General features: G+C 57.4%; 22 protein-coding genes. All 22 read right to left on the reverse strand.

Features of this window, described 5'->3' with window-relative positions; all coding sequences use genetic code 11:
- Positions 1 to 109: 109 nt before the first annotated feature.
- The 22 genes from AC1Z1G_RS26860 to tssM all read right to left on the reverse strand — a co-directional run bounded on the left by AC1Z1G_RS26860 (position 110) and on the right by tssM (position 20,023).
- Entirely contained in the window at positions 110 to 496 is a 387-nt protein-coding gene (locus AC1Z1G_RS26860; protein WP_483623564.1) for a helicase, read from the reverse strand.
- Between the two features lie 136 nt (positions 497 to 632).
- Positions 633 to 1,016 carry a hypothetical protein gene (locus AC1Z1G_RS26865; protein WP_483623565.1) on the reverse strand — a complete coding sequence of 128 codons (384 nt, stop codon included), beginning with the start codon at positions 1,014 to 1,016 and terminating at the stop codon, positions 633 to 635.
- A gap of 20 nt (positions 1,017 to 1,036) precedes the next feature.
- Entirely contained in the window at positions 1,037 to 1,432 is a 396-nt protein-coding gene (locus tag AC1Z1G_RS26870; RefSeq protein ID WP_483623566.1) for a hypothetical protein, read from the reverse strand.
- Between the two features lie 103 nt (positions 1,433 to 1,535).
- Positions 1,536 to 1,952 (reverse strand): hypothetical protein, encoded by a 417-nt coding sequence (locus tag AC1Z1G_RS26875; protein WP_483623567.1) that lies wholly within the window; start codon positions 1,950 to 1,952, stop codon positions 1,536 to 1,538.
- Positions 1,949 to 2,572 carry a hypothetical protein gene (locus tag AC1Z1G_RS26880; protein WP_483623568.1) on the reverse strand — a complete coding sequence of 208 codons (624 nt, stop codon included), beginning with the start codon at positions 2,570 to 2,572 and terminating at the stop codon, positions 1,949 to 1,951. The genes AC1Z1G_RS26875 and AC1Z1G_RS26880 overlap by 4 nt, the downstream gene beginning before the upstream one ends.
- 146 nt (positions 2,573 to 2,718) lie before the next feature.
- Positions 2,719 to 3,231 (reverse strand): FG-GAP repeat protein, encoded by a 513-nt coding sequence (locus tag AC1Z1G_RS26885; RefSeq protein ID WP_483623570.1) that lies wholly within the window; start codon positions 3,229 to 3,231, stop codon positions 2,719 to 2,721.
- 26 nt (positions 3,232 to 3,257) lie between these two features.
- Entirely contained in the window at positions 3,258 to 3,830 is a 573-nt protein-coding gene (locus tag AC1Z1G_RS26890; RefSeq protein ID WP_483623572.1) for a lysozyme inhibitor LprI family protein, read from the reverse strand.
- Between the two features lie 15 nt (positions 3,831 to 3,845).
- Positions 3,846 to 4,367: a hypothetical protein gene (locus AC1Z1G_RS26895; protein ID WP_483623574.1), complete on the reverse strand. Its 522-nt coding sequence runs from the start codon at positions 4,365 to 4,367 to the stop codon at positions 3,846 to 3,848.
- 86 nt (positions 4,368 to 4,453) lie between these two features.
- Complete coding sequence (locus AC1Z1G_RS26900) at positions 4,454 to 4,876, reverse strand: hypothetical protein (protein ID WP_483623576.1); 423 nt, start codon at positions 4,874 to 4,876, stop codon at positions 4,454 to 4,456.
- A 14-nt stretch (positions 4,877 to 4,890) separates the two neighbouring features.
- Positions 4,891 to 5,661, reverse strand: a complete 771-nt coding sequence (locus AC1Z1G_RS26905; protein ID WP_483623577.1) for a PoNe immunity protein domain-containing protein — start codon at positions 5,659 to 5,661, stop codon at positions 4,891 to 4,893.
- A 54-nt stretch (positions 5,662 to 5,715) separates the two neighbouring features.
- Positions 5,716 to 6,588, reverse strand: coding sequence for a hypothetical protein (locus AC1Z1G_RS26910; protein WP_483628015.1), 873 nt, complete (start codon positions 6,586 to 6,588; stop codon positions 5,716 to 5,718).
- Position 6,589: 1 nt separating this feature from the next.
- The gene (locus AC1Z1G_RS26915; protein ID WP_483623579.1) at positions 6,590 to 7,390 is read right to left on the reverse strand and encodes a PoNe immunity protein domain-containing protein; all 801 of its coding nucleotides are present in this window, start codon (positions 7,388 to 7,390) and stop codon (positions 6,590 to 6,592) included.
- Between the two features lie 38 nt (positions 7,391 to 7,428).
- Complete coding sequence (locus AC1Z1G_RS26920; protein WP_483623581.1) at positions 7,429 to 8,448, reverse strand: SEL1-like repeat protein; 1,020 nt, start codon at positions 8,446 to 8,448, stop codon at positions 7,429 to 7,431.
- A 195-nt stretch (positions 8,449 to 8,643) separates the two neighbouring features.
- Positions 8,644 to 9,243, reverse strand: a complete 600-nt coding sequence (locus tag AC1Z1G_RS26925) for a hypothetical protein (protein WP_483623583.1) — start codon at positions 9,241 to 9,243, stop codon at positions 8,644 to 8,646.
- A 153-nt stretch (positions 9,244 to 9,396) separates the two neighbouring features.
- Positions 9,397 to 9,993: a hypothetical protein gene (locus AC1Z1G_RS26930; RefSeq protein WP_483623585.1), complete on the reverse strand. Its 597-nt coding sequence runs from the start codon at positions 9,991 to 9,993 to the stop codon at positions 9,397 to 9,399.
- Between the two features lie 87 nt (positions 9,994 to 10,080).
- A complete protein-coding gene (locus AC1Z1G_RS26935) occupies positions 10,081 to 10,536 on the reverse strand; it encodes an XAC2610-related protein (protein WP_483623586.1) in 456 nt (151 codons plus the stop codon).
- A gap of 71 nt (positions 10,537 to 10,607) precedes the next feature.
- On the reverse strand, positions 10,608 to 11,414 hold the full coding sequence (locus tag AC1Z1G_RS26940) for a hypothetical protein (protein WP_483623588.1): 807 nt from the start codon (positions 11,412 to 11,414) through the stop codon (positions 10,608 to 10,610).
- 71 nt (positions 11,415 to 11,485) lie between these two features.
- On the reverse strand, positions 11,486 to 12,499 hold the full coding sequence (locus tag AC1Z1G_RS26945) for a DUF2515 family protein (RefSeq protein ID WP_483623589.1): 1,014 nt from the start codon (positions 12,497 to 12,499) through the stop codon (positions 11,486 to 11,488).
- Positions 12,496 to 14,715 (reverse strand): type VI secretion system Vgr family protein, encoded by a 2,220-nt coding sequence (locus AC1Z1G_RS26950; RefSeq protein ID WP_483623591.1) that lies wholly within the window; start codon positions 14,713 to 14,715, stop codon positions 12,496 to 12,498. Before AC1Z1G_RS26950 ends, AC1Z1G_RS26945 begins: the two co-directional genes overlap by 4 nt.
- Before the next feature lie 21 nt (positions 14,716 to 14,736).
- A complete protein-coding gene (locus AC1Z1G_RS26955; RefSeq protein WP_483623592.1) occupies positions 14,737 to 15,759 on the reverse strand; it encodes a serine/threonine-protein kinase in 1,023 nt (340 codons plus the stop codon).
- Positions 15,756 to 16,484 (reverse strand): PP2C family protein-serine/threonine phosphatase, encoded by a 729-nt coding sequence (locus AC1Z1G_RS26960; protein ID WP_483623593.1) that lies wholly within the window; start codon positions 16,482 to 16,484, stop codon positions 15,756 to 15,758. Before AC1Z1G_RS26960 ends, AC1Z1G_RS26955 begins: the two co-directional genes overlap by 4 nt.
- Complete coding sequence (gene tssM / locus AC1Z1G_RS26965) at positions 16,484 to 20,023, reverse strand: type VI secretion system membrane subunit TssM (protein WP_483623594.1); 3,540 nt, start codon at positions 20,021 to 20,023, stop codon at positions 16,484 to 16,486. The genes AC1Z1G_RS26960 and tssM overlap by 1 nt, the downstream gene beginning before the upstream one ends.
- Positions 20,024 to 20,035 lie beyond the last annotated feature (12 nt).

The following is a 20,035-nucleotide window of genomic DNA, read 5'->3' on the forward strand; positions in this document are numbered from 1 at the left end:
GGACAATGACCAGAGTCAAACACGAGGAGAAACTGACAACACCTGTCATAAATGACAGCGCTATAGTCTTTTAGAGACAGATTACTGGCTTATTGAGCCGAATCGGCTTTTAACGACCTGTTTGAGCCTTCTTCCTGGGCTTCAAATACTTGGTCAGCCCCTGGAACCAGATCACCAGTGCCGGGTTGCCCTTGATCTGAATCGACTTGTCCTGAATCCCGGTCATGAACGCCAACTGCTTGTTCTTCGCCTGCATCGTGGCAAAGCCATACGCGGCGTCCTTGAACGCAATGGCGAACGCCGGCTCGGGGTAAACCCCGGACTGGCTGGTAATACGCTGATCCTTCACCCGGAAGTGCCGCGCCACCTTGCCATCCAGTGTCTGTAACTGGAACACCAGCTCTTTGTCACCCAACTGCTGCTGGAACGCCGGGTTGCGCTTGCTGGCCTTGGCCATCAACACACCCAGCATCCAGAGAAGAAAACGAAATTTCATGCGCAAGCCTCAAAGAAAAATGAACGGCTGGCGCAGTGTAGCGGCTTGGCGAAAGAACGCCACCGTAGTGCAGCGTTAGAAGAAGATCAGCCGGTTTTTGCGGCAGATGACCACCAAGTCATGGTTCGCACACGCCCTAAGACACTCGCTTTCCTGTCAGGCATTTCGCGTACTGCAGCGCGAACTTGCTATCGTATTTCAACACCACCGGTTCCTCGGGATCTGCCGAGATATCCACAAGCTCACGGGTCGCCGGGGTATACACCGCCCAGCCGATCGTCCCCGTGCCGTCCGTGTCAAAGAACAGCTGAAGCCTGACCTTCTCCCCGTCATCCTCATCGATCAGCAGGTTGACCTTGTCCCGGGTCACGTAGCGAAACGGGAAATTGCTGCTCCTGACCAGTTCGGTCAAATAGCCGTAACAGCCCTCGCCACTGACACTGCGCTCCTCGGCCGACACCCCAGGCGCCAGCAACACACCGGCCAGCGCAACCACCACCGCATACAACGACTGCTTCATTTCATTGCTCCTGTACCGCCTCAACGGATTTCTGGCTCTGCACATTGCATTGCCTTGACCTTCGTCCCCTGAACCGGAATCAGGCAGGCGCGCCGTTCTTCTCCCGCCCCACGCAGCGCAAAGGTCACCAATGTCGCGTGCAGTCCATCCTCAGCAAACCTCAAGTCCTCAAATCCTGCATGCGCAAACCCGTCGTTGAACGACTTGCCTTCAAAACTGCAAAACCGCCGGGCAGACAACACTTTCCAGTGGCCATCAGGGTCCATCACCTGAACATCCATGCATTCGTCGCGAAACGTCATCACGTACCGCGCAACCACCTTGCCGATTCGGTGGGAGTCGATGAGGTACGCTTGCGCCAGGTCGGGCCCGCTGGCCGCTGCCGGGGCTACGTGCAACACCAACAGTAATGCCATCAGCGAGACTCCCCAGCGCACGGGTGCGCCCTTGAAACAACGCGCTATTGAAGCAACATTCACTGCGAAAACTCCTTATGCAGTCGCCAATCAACATCGACCCTTACAGCGAATAATCCAGCCGCTCGCGCAGCACCCAGCACTGATCGAACACAAACCGGTACTCGACCTGATAATCCGTATCGGGTTTTTCCAGTATCACCACTCCCTTGCCCTCGGCCGGTTGCGTCACCCGCAATACAAGGCCCTTGGCCTGCCGGCTCGCGGCGTCCGGCATCAGCGGGAACGTCAACTGCCCGGCACCGAGTTTGCGCCGTTGCTGCTGCGGTTCGGGGTCGGCATTCACCGTCAGCAGGGTTTGCAGCGGCAGGCGTACAAACGTGCGTTGCAGGGCCTGGCTCTCTGAATAGGCAGAAACAAACGGCACAAAATCCGTGGACGGGCACGCGGGGGTCGCCATCGTGGTTTGTGCGATCAGGCCAGTGCCCAGCAGTACGACCGCCAATGGGAGATTTTTCATGGTTCATTCCTTGCAGCCGCTGCGCTCTGAAACCTGACAGCCAACAGCGTTTTCTTGATGTCTTCGAAGGCTTGCCTGCTCAACTTCAGCGGACGTGCGTCGTTCTCGGCGGCGCCCACCAGGACCTGGTCGTCGTGAACCAGGCAAAAACTGACACGTGCGAACGTCTTCCCGGCCCTGTTGCGGTAGCCCAGGACGAAACCGCTCCAGTCCGGCCCGCTCAGTGGCTCAAACACATAGTCTTCCGGTCGCCCGGCGCGCTGGGTCGGCGCCCAACCACTGCGGGTCAGGGTCGCCGGGCACTTGAGGTCGTTGCTGTCCCTGATGACCTGAAGTCCGGGGCTGACCTCCGACTCCGGGCCCGCGACCTCAGGCTTGAGCAACGAAAAGCTCGCCGTGTCTTCACACATCACACCAAACCAGGTATCCGCCAAGCCACCCGGTTTCCTGAATTGCCACTCATACCCGGCGTACGTTTCGGCCTGCCATAGATGCGGCATATTCCGCTCGTTGAGCGTCGTTGCAGACTGGACAAACACCACGTCCGGGGTGTTGAACCGAAGGTACTGACCTTTCGCCAGTGCCAGTGAAAACGGGCATTCATTCAATGCAACAAGCACGCTGGCCGGGCCTTGCACGGACTGAACTGCACCGGGCTGATTACCCAGTACAACAGCGTCAGCAGGCGCGGGCCACGCCAGCGAGGGAACACAGGCAACGGCGACCCCCCATCCAATGCCAGCAAGGGTTTTATGTGTAAACAACCTCACTCGGACTCGCCTTCGTACCGCTGGGTTTCGGGATTGAAGTTCCAGATATGGGGCGTGACCAAAGCTTCGTTGTTCTTGTAGAGAATCTGCGCGGAAGCACCACGCTTATAGGAATAGAACACGATCTCGCGGTACTCGCTTTTGAACTGTGGGTCCTCGGGCGGCACTTCTGCCCGTGCGAAGTACTCCCCCCCCGCAAACTTCAAATACCCGCGGCACTGCACATACACCGAGTGCGTCGTATCGCCGGCGGATCCATGGCTGCTGTAGGAGTTGAAAATGAAATCGTCCCTGCCGTCGCCGTTTAAATCACCGGTGTAGACCACGTCACCCTGTTCGGTTGATAACTTGTCATCTTCCACCGCGGCCATCGACGTTACGGTGCTGTTGCCCTCCTTCCACGACGACAGGAAGTAATAAGGCCCGGACTGTGTTTTGCACAACTCGGGCTCGGCAGCTGCCACCGCCAGGGCGGGAACCAACAACAGCACTGCGAGTACGTTCTTCATGGGTATCGCTCTGTAAGGCCAAACCATCAGTTGATTGGCAGGTGAAATTGCATTCTGGCGAGGCAGCGCGACGTCTCTTCCCGCAACAGCGTTCGGGTCATAGCGCAGTGTTGGCTGGCGTACTCATCCCACTGCGGGTTCACGCCCACCGGCAACACCAGGAATGGTTGAACACTCTGCGCGCCCAGTACCGCGGCCACCTTGTAAAAACCATCCCCGACAAACCCGCTACGCAAGTACACCAGCTCGTTGACCCGCGCACTGGTGAGTTGCCTCAGGCAGGCAATCTTGTCGATGGGCGCTTCCTGACCGGGGAAAGTACTTTGGTAAACGTCTTCGCAGTACCGGTCCCTGAAAGCCAGCCAGCTTCGCTGGACGGACAACAGGTCGGATTTGCGAGGGCCGGGAGACTCGCTGACCAACGCCTTGTATTGCTCGTTGAGCACACGGTCCAGCCGATCAAGTGCCTGTTGAGAGCAGGTGATGATGTCCGGATTGCTCTGGCTGTCGGGGTTGCACGTACTCGACGCAAGCGCGCCCGTGGCCACTGACGCAGCCAACATCCCGGCAATAAGGCTTTGAACAATCAGGCGCGGCATGATGACTTCCTTCAACTAATAGAACCCGGAGCAATGACCATCATCCACGCTGGGCAGTCGCTGCTTGTTGCCGAACATGTACCAGTTAGAAAGGTGACGACTTTCACAGAACGTATTTTTCTCGGCATCAAAGTAGAGCGCCACGCCTTCGTCCACCATTACGCCCTGATTGGACAATTGAACGGCATAGACAATGTCCGGCACCTTGATGTTTCTTGCGAACTTGACGGTGGGCGGGCCTTTAAACGTGCAGGGCACGCCGGCGAACACTGTACTCAAGACGTTGTTGCTGTAGGTAAAGATCGCGCAGTTGGGGTTGGAATCTTCAAACACCACGGTAGCGATGTAACCACCGCTCCAACTCAAGGCACCGCCCGGCACCCAATGAATCTGGCCAGGCAACATCTCACTGTTCTTGGCAATAGCCGCCACCATGCTGTCGGGAAGCTGCGCGTCAACACGCACGAAGTCTGATTCCGCGCACGCGGTGGTGACGTACAGTGCAGCGGCACACAGTGAAACCCGGAAAATCTTCATGCGATCCTTGCAACCTGCCGTCAGGGAAAATGGGGGGCGCTATTGCAAACCAATACCGCTTACTTTGTTTTGATCGCAATAAGCGCTTACCACTGGCACCCCTCTTCCAGAGAGCCATCGACCGTCTTGCTACGGTTGAATGTCGTTTTCTTCTTGTCGGCGTAACGGGTGTAAACCATGGCGTTAATCGCCCCCGCCTCAGTCACCATTTCATATTCGCCGGTCACTTTGCCAGTGGTCACTTCAAGCCAACTATTGGCCACATCGTCCGGCCGTTGCGGGTCTGACTCATCCCACTGCGCGTCGCGCGCGGCCAGGGTGATCTGACGAGGCGCGTCCGCATATTTCAAGTAGCCCACCGTCCATTTGGCCGACGTGTCGTAGTTGAACCTGAACTCGAAGTTTTTCGGTGCCTTGTCGGCCGAACTGAAGCAATACACTTCCGTCATGACTTCACTGTAAGCCGGTAACGGCAGCAGACACATCACCAGCAAACCCAGCTTCTTCATTTTCATCTTCCTGATCAACGTGAGTGGTTTCGAGCGTATTGAACCAGGTCCTTCGGATAAACCCAGCAGTCGACCTGGCTATCATCAATGCCATACAAGAACGCAATGGCCGCCGCCTCTAACGCCCAATACCCGACGTAACTGCCTCTATCACCCATCAGGTGCGTGTCATGCCAGGGGGCGTGTTCGAACGCGTCATACCAACTGTCGCAATAGTGCTGCAACAGCTGTGAAGCCTCTGCCGGTTCCTCTTCATAAACAGCGTGGACCAACGGCGAATAGTGCTCGTGATGCCACTCGTCAACGTCATGCCGGTCAGGCAGCACCTTGCTCAACAAGTCTTCGTACAACGTATCGTCACCGGCAAAACCGGCGTTATCGAACAGCGCGACAAATCTTTTCAGCAAATCCGTTCGCAACAGCAGTACACACAGGCTGATCACCTGAACACAGGTTTCGTAGTGAAACAGGTCGTTGGCAATATCCAGAGGCGCCATGTCAGGCATCTGTTCATACACGGCCAACTTTTCTCGATAGTCCTCAAACGTGTCGATCAGGACTTCAAGACAGGGCGCCAACGAATCGATCGCCTCACCTGCGGTGTAGCGGATCAGGATTTCATCCAGCGCGGCCTCCTGAAAATAACCGGCCTTGAGCGAGAGTTCCTGCTCGGGAGAGTCCGCCTCGAACAGGTGCGTCCGAGCAAACTCGATATCCCGCGCATGATCCCTGTGAAAGTTGCTCAATCGCTGCTCGGTGAGAAACCGCTGCCGTGTGCTCTTCAAAAACTCATTCCCTGGAAACGTAATGCCGCGTGTCTTTACTCAAAAAGCCGTCAACTACTGAATCCTTTCGCCCGCAGGCCCCTCGTAACCCTCGTCAATCGCTACACCAGCCGCCCGGGCCTTGGCTTCAGTGGCCTGACGCCGTGCCAAAAGTTGCCGCACGTGGTCGGCAAACAATGCCTTCCAGTTCGGCCGATCCGCTTCCGGAAAGTCTGTTCGCCAGAACGTATCAAGGGAACTGAACTCGATGCTCGTCAGGTACGAGCCTGGGCGAGAAGACTCATTGGCAACGCCCAGGCGCCACACCCTCACATGGGCAATGAACCTGCCGCTGTACAAGTACCAGTCATAAAAACCATTTACTGCCATCCAACGTTCAAGGCTCATCTGCACATCGGGGTCAAACAAGGGGTGAGTCAACGTTTGCTGACCAAACACATTGTCTTTCCACTCGAACTTTTCGAGTTGCGAACCGGCAATGCGTGGGTCCGAGGGGAAGTAGTATTTCTTCCAGCCCGCCGCTTTCAAATCACCCAGCAGTGCATACACCCATTGTCTATTGGCCTCATGACTGCTGCCATCGGGTAAACCCCGAAGGGTAATGTCCAGCTCATCGACGTTCTGGCTGACCTCACGGTTCGCGAGCACTTGCAAACCAATGACCTGACGCAACACCAGCGACTGACCCGGCTGTGTGAGGGTGACGTCCAAGGGCTTTTTATCGACAAATGTCAGTTCATACCAACACAGGTTGACCGCTTTCAGGCAATCACTGGTGAACGGGAAAAACAGTTGCTTCAACAGCCCGTCGACAGAGGTGCCCAGCTGGATTTTCACGGGCGGCGGATGCCACTTCGCCGGGGTCGACTTTTGAGCGCCATCGCACCCGGCCAGACAAAGCAGCATGATCAGCCAATACACTTTCACACTAACGCGCCCCTGCCTGTCCGGGGTTTGAATGCTCTCGTGCGTATTCAACCAAGTCTTTGGGATAGACCCTGGAATCGATCTTGCTGTCGTCAATGCCATACAAAAATGCAATGGCACCCGCCTCTAACGCCCAGTAACCGACGTAATCGCCATCGTCCTCTTCAATCTCGAGATGACTGTCGTACCAACTAACCTGTAGCGCTTTGAAGGCCGGGTACCACGCCGTGCAGTACTGCTTCAATAACGCCGCAGACTCCTGCGGTGTGTCGGCATAAATAGACTTGATCAAGGGCGTATAGAGCGCGTGATACCACTCATCGACATCGCCACGGCCCGGTAGCAACTTGCACAACAAGTCTTCATAGAGCGTGTCTTCGTGGGCGTAACCGGCGTTGTCGATCAACCGCACAAAGCGCACTAACAGGTCGGTACGCTGCAACAAGATGCACAAGCTGATGACTTGCACGCACTCTTCGTACTCGCCAGGCCAGTCATCAATGGCCAGCGGGGAGATGTCAGGGCTGCTCTCTTCAACCGCCAGTGCCTGTTGATACAACTCATAACAGTGAATGAGTTTCTCCAGGCGCCCCACCAGCGAACCAATGGGTTCCCCGGCGGTATAACTGAGCAACAACCCCTTGAACGCGACCTCTTTGAAGTAACCGGTGCGCAGCGCTCGCTCCTGCTCGGGCGAGTCAGCCTGCATCGTTTGTCCCGCCCAACGCGCCTCGGTGGCGTCGTAGAGCCCTATCGACTTGCTGTAATAAGACATCGCGAACGCGTGCTGTCGATGACTCATGCTCATAACCCGTCTTCATCCTTTAACACTGGCCTGCGTCAGTAGCAGAAACTGGCGGCCGGCAAGTCTGCACGTTGTTTGCGTAGTCGCTCTAAGCGCATGCGGGCGCTGTCGCTGCCGCCCTCAATCGCCAACTGATAACACGCGAGCGCCCTGGCCACATCGTGGGTGACCAGTTCGCCTTTTTCAAAGGAATAACCCAGGTGGCTGGCAACCTCCGGCCAGCCCTTGGGCGCCGCGTCAAGAAGCACTTGCTCGGCGCGCGCAGGGTCCAGGCATGGGCCGGAACTGGCGATGTTGTTACCGTCACAATAGAAAAGAGACAGGCTTAGGACGCCTTCGGCCGATGCGGTCGCGGCTGCTTTGAAGAAGGCTTCCACTTGAGGCGTCGGCAACTGCGGTGCCATCCCCGATAAACTCAGGCTCGCGGCGGCGACGCTGGCATCTGGATTGCCCGACGCGGCGGCGCACACAAAGTTGTCCAGCATCGCGGCGTAGAACTCGACCATCAGTGCGGGGTGCACGTCGATCAACGTCCCATAGGCCATCGCCTTCTGGTAGCAAAAACTGTCGGCGGGGCTCATGCCCGGTTTCAGCGAAGGGTGGAAATTGGCCTCGGTAATGGACCAGTCCGCCACACCGCTCAGAACCCAGCACGCCTGACGGGTAAAGGTGTACACCTTGATGTCGCTGTTACCGGCGCGCTTGTCGACCAGGCTGACGCGGTCCTGCTTGAGGAACGAAGTTTCAAGGCCTTCGTCGGGTGCCGCGCTGACGGGCGCAATCACCGGGAACGTCAGTTGTGTGCGGTCAATCGGGCGAGTCTGGGGGCCGACCAGATCGGTTTTGGCCGGTTGCAGCGTCATGGCGCGAACCGTGGGCGCGGTGAACTGCCGTTGCAGCGCCTCGCTGACAGAAAACGCCCTCAGGAACGTCGGAAAATCCAGCGAAGGGCACGCCAGTTCGGCGGCATACGCCTGCCCGTGAAGGGCTGCGCACACGAGCGCGGCCAGTACCCGCGCTTTTGAAAACCACTTGTTCTTCAACACACCGTCCATGCTTTTTACTCAGCCTTCCTTATCAACCCCGACCCTCTGCCAGGCCGGAGCGCCTTTACTACAGCATTTCGTTATCGATGTCTGTCTGCCAGGACATTTCCTTCAACGCGGCGTGATGCAACCCACGCCTTCTGACGCTCGTCATATCGGCTGCCTGACTACAAGCATGAAAGAAAAGAACGACAGTGGGACGCGCTACAGCGGCTTAACACCCGCCATGGCTAGCTGGTTGAAGGCGGACTTAATGTCATCAATGCTCGGGTCGGCAGAATCGGTCGACCTCGGCACACACGCAGACAGCGTCACGCTGACCTCACCCACACCGGCTACACCGTAAAAGCAGTCCATCAACAAACCCGTGCGCGGAATCGAGAACTTCTGCATCGCCTGGCTTATCGCCTCCTCGGACGCCCACAACACAAACGGCGACATGGTGATGCGCACAAACGCAGTTCCCAGCAACCGGCGTTGCTCGATGGCCCCTTCAGAAGTCCCGGACATCTGGGTAATCACCTCGTCAACGTCATAGCGGTACCGATAGTGATGCATCGCATCAAAGCGCCCCGAGGCTTCGATCTGCTGTTGAAAGGGCACGGGCTGGATCATGAAGGTGTTTTCTTCTTCCAGAATCCCAGGGGTCAACGCCACCCTCGAAGCCAATTTGCCGTAACAGATACCGTCTTCCTGCGTGACACTCAGTTCAAAACCTGGGATATCCGGAACAGCAACACCGCAGGCTTCTAACGGCTGTGCGTGGACGCAAGCGCTGGCGAGCGCAGATAGCATCGACAACATAACGACACGGTATATTTTCACCATGGGCGACCACACACACCACGTGCAGGGCGTGGATACAGAAAAAGCAGCGGCAGTAAGTTTCTTTTAATTTTCGTTTCCAGCCTTATGAATGTTGGCGACCTGGGAAGCCACCGAGTAATGCCTCAGTACTCATTGGTCAATCATGCCAGCGCACGCTGAAATATCAGCGAGCACTTTACGCTCGCCATAGTTCATGACACACACCAGATTTTCAAACGTCCCGGTCATCTGCTCGCACTGGTGGCTGTTTCTTTGTGGATAAATGCATAGCGTGTCAGCAATGATGAGTTCCTTCACCGGGGACAACGTAGAGACCTTGTCGCTCTCTATTCGATAGCGGGTTTCATAGATTGATCCGCCCTCCTGAAGCACGTGCTTGAATACTTTATCTTCGATTTCGTCAGCACCCGCAGGAATATAGCCGATGTGGATAGCCTCTTTCTTCCCGGGCATGACAGAGTACACATAGCGTTGAGCATTCAACCCGAATTCGTCACTGGGTGGCCAGGCGAATATCAGAGTCGCGCCAGTTTTGCCGGGATACGTTTTAAAGGTAAATGCTGACTGACAGTCTCTCTCGGAACTACTTATAACAAACTCATGTTCCGCCGAGAAAAGAGTCAGCCCTCCTTCTGCCCCGGGTTTACATTCCAGACTATTCTCGAGCCCCTCTGATGAGGCCGAGGCACAGAACAATAAAAAACACAGTACTGCAATATGCTTCATCAGCCTATTTCCATTATCTTGCTACTCACCATCGAGAAACTAATAGCTCAGATGAGGAACCCATTCAGCACGTAAAAATCACCAACATCATTTTTTGGATAGCTTTGTAATGCACAGCGTCGGCTCATTGCCTTTATAGTAGGTGCTTTTTAGCAGTTTATTCTTCTTATCCACTTTCAGGTTTATAAATTCATCGCTACAAGCTGGCCTCTGTTCCTCAAAAAACCCTACCTCAGGCTTATAAACAAATACCCTAAAGATGGTATAAACACCCATTCCATCGTCGAAATGCCAAACGGCGAAATCCTTCACCCCATCAAAGTTGAAATCATCTATCTCCAGATGCAACTTTTTTTCAGCTTGAATCACTATTTTTCTTGTTTCGGAATGGCCATTACTTTCCGCGCTCACCGTTAGACTTGATCCGTCTTGCGTAAGCGTTACAGTGGTTTCTTTGTTCGGATTAAAGGTCGTCGACTCAGCATAAGCTGACGCGCTGCAAAAGAGCACGATCACGACTGCAACCAAGTCCCTAAAACTCATTCATCACTCCACAAACTGTATTCTATTATGAGCATCGGATACCCCTGGAAAGGTCATATCTATCTCTTGGCTCACTTCAGCCGCTCAATTTTCGGAGGTTCATAACTTTCATCTATGGCCACACCCGCGGCTCTTGCCCGCTTTTCGGCCGCGTCGCGACGAAGCTGCAGAGATTTCAGGCGAGCAGGAAAGAGCTCCAGCCAGTGAGCGCGATCCTCTTCCTTTGCGTCTATCCGCCAATTGTAATCCAGCGACGTGAACTCCAGAGCTATTAAGTAAGTGCCGTTTTCCTGAGGTGAGCTATCAGAATCCCGACGCTGTACTTTCAACTTCACACGCGCATCATCCTGATACAGATACCAACTATAAAACCGGTCAACGCTTAACCACTGCTGCATATCAAGTTCAATATCTGGATCAAATCTCGGTTGAGACAAAGAGAACTCACCAAACATATCGTCTTCCGAATGCAGCTTCCCGAGTTCGGAGCCTGGAATTCTTGGATCGGCGGGGTAGTAGTATTTCTTCCAGCCAGCAGACTTCAAGTCACCCATCAGCTTATATACAAGCTTTCTGTTTTCATCATGAGGACTGTCATCCGGCAGCCCTAGCAATGTGACACTAAAGTCTTCAACATTCTTATTAATACTTGCATCAACAATGCTCACATCCGTTACTGACTCAAGTGTCAAGGCCGACTTCCCTTGAACCACCCGCACGGTTGGAAACGACGGCTCGCCGCTTCGGTACTTGATCTTGTACCAGCACATATTGACCGCATCCAGACAGTCAGATGAAAACTTTATAGGACTGCTTTCCAGCACCCCTTGTACCGGAGCGCCAATCTGTACTTCAACCACCTTGCCTTCCATTGTCATTTTTGAACTCTCAACATTACGAGCGTCATCACAGCCACTTAGAAACAAACATACCGCTAAAAATACACCTCTCACACTTTACTACTCCAAGAGGCAATTTGAGAGATCACCCCTTCCATATGTTTCTTCTGAGTGAGCATGAGTTTATGATACTGATCTGCAATTTCACCGATAAATTTCATTCGATCTCGCGCCTCATAAAGCTTTCCTTTATGCATCTGAACACGATGTTCGGCCGATTCAACATCGCATGCCACATCAAATGCAGCAGACCGAAGAGGTACATATGGAACCCCTTCCATTATAGCCTGGCCGTCGAGAATCTTTTGAAATGTAAAACTTTCATAAATAAGCGGCTGTAGTATTTTAAGCTGCTCGTGATCCGCAATCACCAACAACGATTTCAGCTTCTGTTCTTCCTTGGCGTCACCTTCTGGTAGCCCTTCTACTTTTCTAATCAGCTTGAATGCGCTGGTAATTTCGCTCGTGATTTTCAGGTTATTGACTGAACTCAGTGCCACCTTTGACCAAGGCAAATCTTTGACCACCTTTTTAGCGGCCTCTTCGTACAACTCGACATCACGAACTGATGAGCACTTGAAAAATTCGTCGGGGCATTTGTTATAAAGCCAATGCCAGCAGAAAATATCTTGAAATAGCCAAAAATTCCCTTTACCGAGACCATTCTTGCCTACTAATAAGGGGGCCATTGCAACTGGAACTGTCGCAGCCGAAACTTTTGTCATCTTTGCAGTAAAATCGAGACCGCACTTGACTTGTTTACTGGCAAACGAAGCGAGCCCCATCCAGTAGTAACGTCCTTTGAGTTCCGGTTTCCCACCCTCTTCAGTTTCCAGGTAGAAGCGGGCGTAGTTCCCAGCAATACGCGCTGCGCGCACACTGAAATCACTCACCAGTGTCAATTTGTTCTTACCCGTCCAGAAACTCTTCTCATTGACGCTCAATCGCCTGATAGCTTCCATTTGAGCGATTGACCAAGACTGTGAACAACTGATGCAGATTTCATGGGGCATTGCGTCTTTTTGCTTGCTGATATCCAGGCAAGTAACAGGTGTAGGTTTCATTGCTTCTGACCCTTTTCGTAATCATCGGAGCCGTCTGGTACTTCGAAGTCATCCCACATCAAATGAACTTCAGCGGTTTGTACGGCCTCTGCTTTCACATTGGGAGACAGACCCTCTGCGTCACTACGAAAGGTCAGTGGCGCCGGGGTATTCGGCAAAATGAACGCGGCACCGATGGCGCTGAAAGGCACGCCCGTACTGGTCACAAACCTGAGTTGCCCGTAGAAGTTCTCTACCGCCTGATTCTTGAGAATGTTCCCTGCCCGTGCCTGATCCGCAATCAGGGGTATCGCAGGTGCCTTGATCCCAATCCCCGTCCCACTCCCCGCCGCGCCGCCGGCATTCAGTTTCACCACCGGGCCCATGACGGTCACGCCGCCGGCGTCGAGTTTGATGAAGCTGCCGCCGGCCTTGAGGGTGAGTTCCATGCCGGCCTCGATGACGATTTTGCTGCCGGCCTTGAGGTGGATTTCGCGGCCGGCGCTGGTCAGTTGGGCGGTGCCGAGTTTGATGTGTTGGCTGACGCCGACGGTCTGGTGGTCGTCCAGGCGGGCCTCCACTTTGCGGTCGGCCACGGTGGTGCGGTGTTCTTCGGCTTTGAGTTCGGTGTAGGTGGAGTTTTCCACGGTGTCGTGACGTTCGTGGCCCACGCGGATTTTCTGGTCGTGCTCGATGTTTTCGTCCCAGTCGCGCTGGGCGTGCAGGTAGATCTGTTCGGCGCCTTTTTTGTCTTCGATGCGCAGTTCGTTGTAGCCACCACCGCCCGGTGAGCTGAGGGTTTTGAACACGGTGCGGGTTTTGTTGGCCGGCAAGGCGTAGGGGACGACGTTTTCCTTGTGGTACAGGCAGCCGGTCACCAGCGGTTGGTCGGGGTCGCCTTCCAGGAAGGTGATGAGCACTTCCATGCCGATACGCGGGATGACGATGGCGCCGTAGCGGTCGCCGGCCCAACTGCTGGAGACGCGCATCCAGCAACTGGTTTTGTCGTCGGCCTGGCCCTCGCGGTCCCAGTGAAACTGGACCTTGATGCGGCCGTACTGGTCGCAGTGAATCTCTTCACCCTTGGGGCCGGTGACGGTGGCGGTCTGGCTGCCGAGTACCCGGGGTTTGCCGTGTTTGAGCGCCGGGCGATAGAACACGTCCCACGGTGTGGCGAAAAAGCGGTTGCGGTAGCCCTGATGGAAGTCGTCCTTGTTGTCGGTGGTGTCGCTGGTCACCGACTCTTCGAGGACTTGCGGCTGTTTGCCTTCGTGGAACACTTCGGTCAGCAACCAGAGGTCGTTCCACTCGCTGCGCGGGTGATCGGACAGCTCCACGAAGTGGCCGCTGACCAGCGTCGTCTGGTCGCCATGGCCTTCGGCCTGACGGTAGTCGGCGCGATGACGCTCCAGCGCACGTTGGCTGAGGACCTTGCCGCGCGGGCGTTCGGTGAAACGGCCAGGGTAGTCGTAGTCTTCGAGGTCCGGCTCTTCGCTTTTGGCTTCGGGCTTGTAGGCCGACTCCAGTTGCAGGTGCGGTTTTTCAAAGTCGTAGTCGCGCCGCGTGGTGCGGCTGGTGCGGGTTTCCAGGCGCAGCTTGAAGCCCTTGATCACCGGCTCATCCGCGACCATGCCGCTGCCCTGCACATACGCTGTGGGCTGGCCGAGTTTCGGAAACACGGTCTGGTCATCGCCGAACATCAGCAGGTGCGATTTCCTGCTGTGCTGGAAGTGGTAGTGAATGCCCTCTTCCTCGCACAGACGCTGGATGAAGTGCAGGTCGGATTCGTCGTACTGCACGCAGTACACGCGATCCGGGCACGGCACGCTGAGCTGGAACTGGTAGGCGTTGCTCTGGATGCCGTGCTCTTCCAGGACCTGGGCGATGATTTTGGGTGCGCTGAGGTTCTGGAAAATTCGCTGGTTGACCCGATGGCGCAGGTATTCCATTTGCGGCACCAGTGACACTTTGTAGCGGGTCAGGCGTTTGCCAGTATCCCCCTGGGCCACGCGGTAGATCTGCCCGTGGATGCCACTGCCTTGCGGGTCGAATGCTAGAAATGCCTGTTTGTGCAGGAGCTTTTCCAGGTCCAGATCGGGGTCTTCGCTGACCAGTTCCAGGTCAAACCTGAATGTCTGGCTGATGCCTTCGGTGCCGGTGAACGCCAACACTTGCAGGTCGCCCTTGTAGTCTTCGACGGTCAGGCTGAAATGCGTTTCGTTAGAAGGGTTGAACATGGCTTGCTCCCTGTTCGGTAGTCATCCGTTGCGCCGATGCAACCAGCGTTGCAGCCAGGACGAAGTGGCGCCCATGGCGGCACGCGCCAATGTTTCATGCAACTGGGCGACAGTGATGGTGCGTTGCGCCGCCTCGAAGGCCAGCGCGGTGCGCAACGCGGGCCAGCAGTGTGCGGGAAGGTGCGGTGGGGCCTTGAGTTCAAGGTCCAGGCGTTCATCGCGGGCCTGGGTCGATGGCACGCGGCGGAACGGGTGCTTGCCGCCCGCCAATTCGTAGAGCACGCAGGCCACGGCGTACAGGTCAGCACTGGCAGTCAGCGGCGCGCCTTCAAGCAGTTCCGGCGCGGCGTAGCCTGGGGTCCAGGCGTTGAAGCGGCTGCGGCTCAGGTGCGGCAAGCCGGGCAATACGCCCTCTTGCGCCTGGCCAAGGCCGAAGTCGAACAGGCGCACGCCCTCCTCGCTGAGCATCACGTTGCTCGGTTTCAGGTCGCCGTGCAGCACGCCACGACTGTGGGCATAGGCCAACGCGTCAAGCAGCGGCAGCGCGACGTCGCGCAGTTCGCTCCACGGCAGGCCCAAGGGCCGCTCGCAGAGCAATTTGTCGAGGGTCAGCCCGCGCATCAGTTCCATGGTGATGAAGGCGCGCTGGCACTCGGTGTCCACTTCGAAGGTGTGCAAGCGCAGCACGTTCGGGTGGCGCAGGCGCCGGGTCAGGGCGAACTCGCTGTAGAGCAAGGCACTGGCGTCCGGCGATTCGGCAAATTCTTCGCTGAGGATTTTCAGCGCAATGTAAGGGTCGGGGTCACCGAACTGTTCGTGCAGCAGGTCCCGTGCGCGGTAAACCGCGCCCATGCCACCGGCACCGAGCAGACGCTCGATGCGGTAGCGCCCGGCGAGCACGTCCGGCAATTCGCCGACGCTGGCCCGGCTGGGTGTCACGGACTGCGGCGGCGCATGGGATTTGGCGAAGGCGAAGTAGGTCAGGTTGGCCGCTTCTTCTTCGCTGACCAGCAATTGGTCGAGTACGGGGTCGTGTTCACTCATTGGCGGATCACCACGGCAGTCAGGTTGTCCCGCGCCGAACCACGCAAGGCGCCGTCGAACAGACGCTCCAGCGCCACGTGCGGCGCGGTCAGGCTCAGGGCGTTGCCCAGCGCGTCGCTGGTCAGGCCCTGGTACAAACCGTCACTGCACAACAGGAACGCATCGCCGGGATGGACCTCGAGTTCAAGCACGTCCAGGGTCAGCTGTTCGCTGGCCCCGACCGCACGAGTCAGGGCGTTGGCGGACGGATGAGCACGGGCTTGCTCGACGCTCATTTGTTGTTCGTCGACCAGTTGCTGCATCAGCGAATGGTCCTTGGACAGCTGATACAGCCGCTGCCCACGCCACAGATAACAACGGCTGTCACCGGCCCAGATGCAGGCCGCCCGATTACCGTCCACCAGCAGCGCCACCACGGTGCTGCCCATGATGCTGTCGTGGCGCCCGGCGGTGACGGTCAACTCCTGGCCCAAGCGACGGTTGAGCCAGTGCAGGCACTGGCGCACGCCCTTGAGTCGTTCGTCGAAGCTCTCTTCGACCGGCAAATCCGCCAGGCTGGCGACGATCAGCTGGCTGGCGATGTCGCCGCCCTGATGACCGCCCATGCCGTCTGCGACCACCCACAAGCCATGTTGCGGGGTGTCGAGGAAGGCATCTTCGTTGCGCGCCCGAACCTTGCCGGGGTCGGTACGCGCCGCGCTGCGCCAGGCACTGGCAACCGGCATCAGAGCTGCACCGGCATACGGAAGGTGCGCAACACGCCCATGTCGAACGGGTTTGGCGTGCGCTGGCTCATCAGCAGGTAGTTGGCGCGCAGGCCACCCAGGTCTGCTTTGAGCACCAGCACGTCACGACCGGTCAGGTACTCGGTCTGCATCAGGTCGAACAGACGGAACAACGACCACGGTCCGGTGTTTTTCTCGATGCCGATCGGGCGCCCGGCCATTTTGTCGAGGACCAGGCTGGTGCGACCGTCTTCAGCCTCGGTCGGCCATTTGAACGAAACCGGCACGATCGGACCATGGCGGTATTCCATGGTCTGGTTGCCGAAACGGAACTCGGAACGGCTGACGGCCGGGTCCAGGGTGTACGGCTCCAGTTTGAACTGCACCTGCGGCTCGGCCGGGTTTTCGGCAAAGAAGCTCTGGCGGATCACTTGCGCGGCGGCCATCTGGTCGAGGTAGACCTTGGACATCGGCAGGCTGTGACCGTCGATGCTGCGCAGACGGTAGTTACCCGGATCGCCGCTCACGAACGGACGCATGTAGGTTTCAAAGAAACGATCAGCGATGCCCTGGGCCTTGAAGAACTCGCGGAAGTCGCTGATCGCGACGTCGCTGGTGCTGTGGGCGCTGAACGGATAACGCTTGTTGATCGCCTTGCCATAGAAGCTGTACAGCTCGCTCTGGTAGCGCTGGTTGAGGTACTGGTAGGAATCGTTGAGCACCAGGCGCCAGGTGTCTTCGGCCAGCACGTTGAACCACACGCTGACCGGACGCGGCAAGCGGCCCGACGCGTTACGCAGGGTGCTCAGCGCATCGCGCTGGCCGCTCATGCGGGTCTTGGCCATTTCGAACGCGGCCTGCTCCGGTGCACTGGCGCGGGCCAGGCCCGAGAGTTGCAGCTGCAGGTCGTTGAGCGCTTGCAGGGCCGGGGTCAGGTCCGCTGCCGGGCCGTTGTTGTCGTCCAGCAAACGGTGCAGCGGTTCGAAGCGCCGTTGCAGGGATTTTTTCGCGGTGTCCGGCAGGTTCTTGGCGACGTTCATGGCCGAAGCCTTGTCCGCCACGGCAGACGCCAGTTTGCCGACTTTACCCAACTTGCCCTTCTGCCCGGCCAGTGCATCGGCGGCATCACCGGCCTCATCAACCGGATCAGCGGCAGCCGGGAAGCGGGTGTTCTCCCGGACTTCAACCAGCATTTGCAGGATCGGCGAGTTGGCGGACGTCAGCCCCGCCACCTGATCGGCGCCTTCGCGCGCGTCGGTGAACGGTTGCAGGCCCACCTGGCCGACCGCCTCGCTCCAGTAGTTGGCGTAGTCGCGGAAGTACAGCTGCTCCAGTTCAACCATCAGGCGACGCATGTCCATGCCGCTGATGCCCGAACCTTCGCCCAGCACCCAGTTGTCACGCAGCAGGTCGGTGACCAATGTGCTGCCCTGCACCGAGAAATACTGCTGATAGCCCTGCTGGGTGTAGAAACCCGGGATCACGTAATCGGTGCCCACGAACAGGCCGGCTTGCGGCCCCAGGTGCTGGCTCAGGCGGTAATCCGGCAGGTTGCGCGCTTGTTCACGCAAGATCCGGTAAACCACGGTGGCCAGGGATTCGCTGCGCAAGACCTGACGGGCCTGCGCCACCAGCGTCTCGTTGATCGGGTAGATAAACGGTTGCTTGAGCAGGCGTTCGAGGTGCGCGTTCAGACCGTTCTGCACCGCCGTGTTGCCGGCGTAACGCAGGGACCACTCGGTGGCGACCCAATCCTTGAGCCACGCTGGATCACGACGATCCTTCATGTTCAGCATCAGGTAGGCACGCAGGCTGTTGAGCAGGCGCTCGCGGTCTTTCATGTTGGAGCGAATCTGCCCTTCGAGCACTTGCGCAACCCGTGGCAGCAACTGGGTTTCCAGTTCACGCTCATAGGCGCCCTTGACCACCGGGTTGCTCGACTCGCCCTGATACAGGCCACCGCGCTCATACAGCGACACATCGCCTTTGGGCGGGAACACTTTGGTCGCTTCGTAGCTGGTGTCGAGGGTCTTGAGCACCGCCATCGAATCATCGCGCGCGGTCAGGACCGAGCGTTGCTGAGTCCAGGTCTGCGCCAACGAGCGCAGGTGTTCCAGGCGTTCGTAGTTGGCCGAGAAACCGGTCGCCCACAACATGCCGAACAGGCCCAGTGCCGCCAGTGCGCCAACGTACAACGCACGCTGGCCCCAATGGATGCGGCTGCGTTCACGTTTGTCCAACCCGGCCAGATCGGCCTCGGGGAAGATCACACGGCTGAGCAAATGGTGGATGAAGCGTGAGCGACCATTGCGCAACGTCGGCAATACGCCGCTGCTGATGCCCAGGCTGGCACCAATGCCCGCCGTGCTCTGGTCGAGTTTTTCGCTCAGGTGCGGTGCGCTGGTCAGGTAGAAACCGCGCAACTGGCTGACACGCTGGTAACGGTTGCCGGTGAACGCCATGTCGACGAACAGGCACAGACGCTCGCCGATCTGCCCCAGTTGATGCGGGAAGTCGAGGATGCGGCCACGGCGCTGGGTGTCGCGCTCCTGGTGCATGCGCATGATCACCTGGCTGTTGAGGCGACGCAGCAGCTCTTCGAACTCTGCACGCAGCACCGCCACATCTGTACCGCTTTGCTCTTTACGGAAACTGGTGCCGAGCACCTGATCGCTTTCTTCGCGGGTCAGTTGATCGAAGAACTCGTCGAAACCAAGCAACTGGTCAGCCTTGCTCAGGACCAGGTAAATCGGCAGATCGACGTGCAGCTTCTGGTGAACCTCTTGTAGGCGCGCACGCACCTGGCGAGCCAGGGTATCCAGGTCCTGCTCGCTGCCGCTGAGCAGCATTTCCACCGGGATGGTCACCAGCACACCGTTCAACGGACGGTTGCGGCGACGCTTGCGCAGCAGGCTGAGCAAGGTGGTCCAGGCGCTGCCGTCAACATCGGCGTCCGGCTGCGTCAGGTAACGCCCGGCGGTGTCGATCAGCACGCCGTGGTCGGCGAAATACCAGTCGCAGTGCCGGGTGCCGACGGTGTCGCGGGTCAGTTTGCGATCGATCTTGTTGATCGGAAACTCAAGGCCCGAGAAGTCCAGCAGGCTGGTCTTGCCGCTGCTTTGCGGGCCGATCAGCAAGTACCACGGCAAATCGTTGCGCCAGCGTTCGCTGCGCCCCCGATACAGGCTTGAGGTCTTGAGGGTTTTCAGAGCGTCCTTGAAGCGCGAGCGCAGTTCTTTCTGCTCTTCGTCGATCATCTCTTCGCGGCGCATGCGTTCCTGGCCGTCTTCGCTTTCTTCGACGGCTTTTTTACGCACACCGGCGCGCCAACTGACGAAGACCATGGTCAGGCCCCAGATCAGGAACAGCACGCTGATGGTCAGCAGGCGCGAGGTCGACTCGGCCCAGAACTTGTAATCGTTGACCGCCAGCAGCGGCCCGACGAACCACACCAGCAGCGCCACGAACAGCACCAGCAGCAGGGTCCAGACCCACGTCTTGCGCAGGAAGGCGCCGACTTTCTTGAAGAAGTTTTTCATCACACGTCCCTG

This window comes from Pseudomonas sp. JL27(2026) (assembly GCF_056933555.1).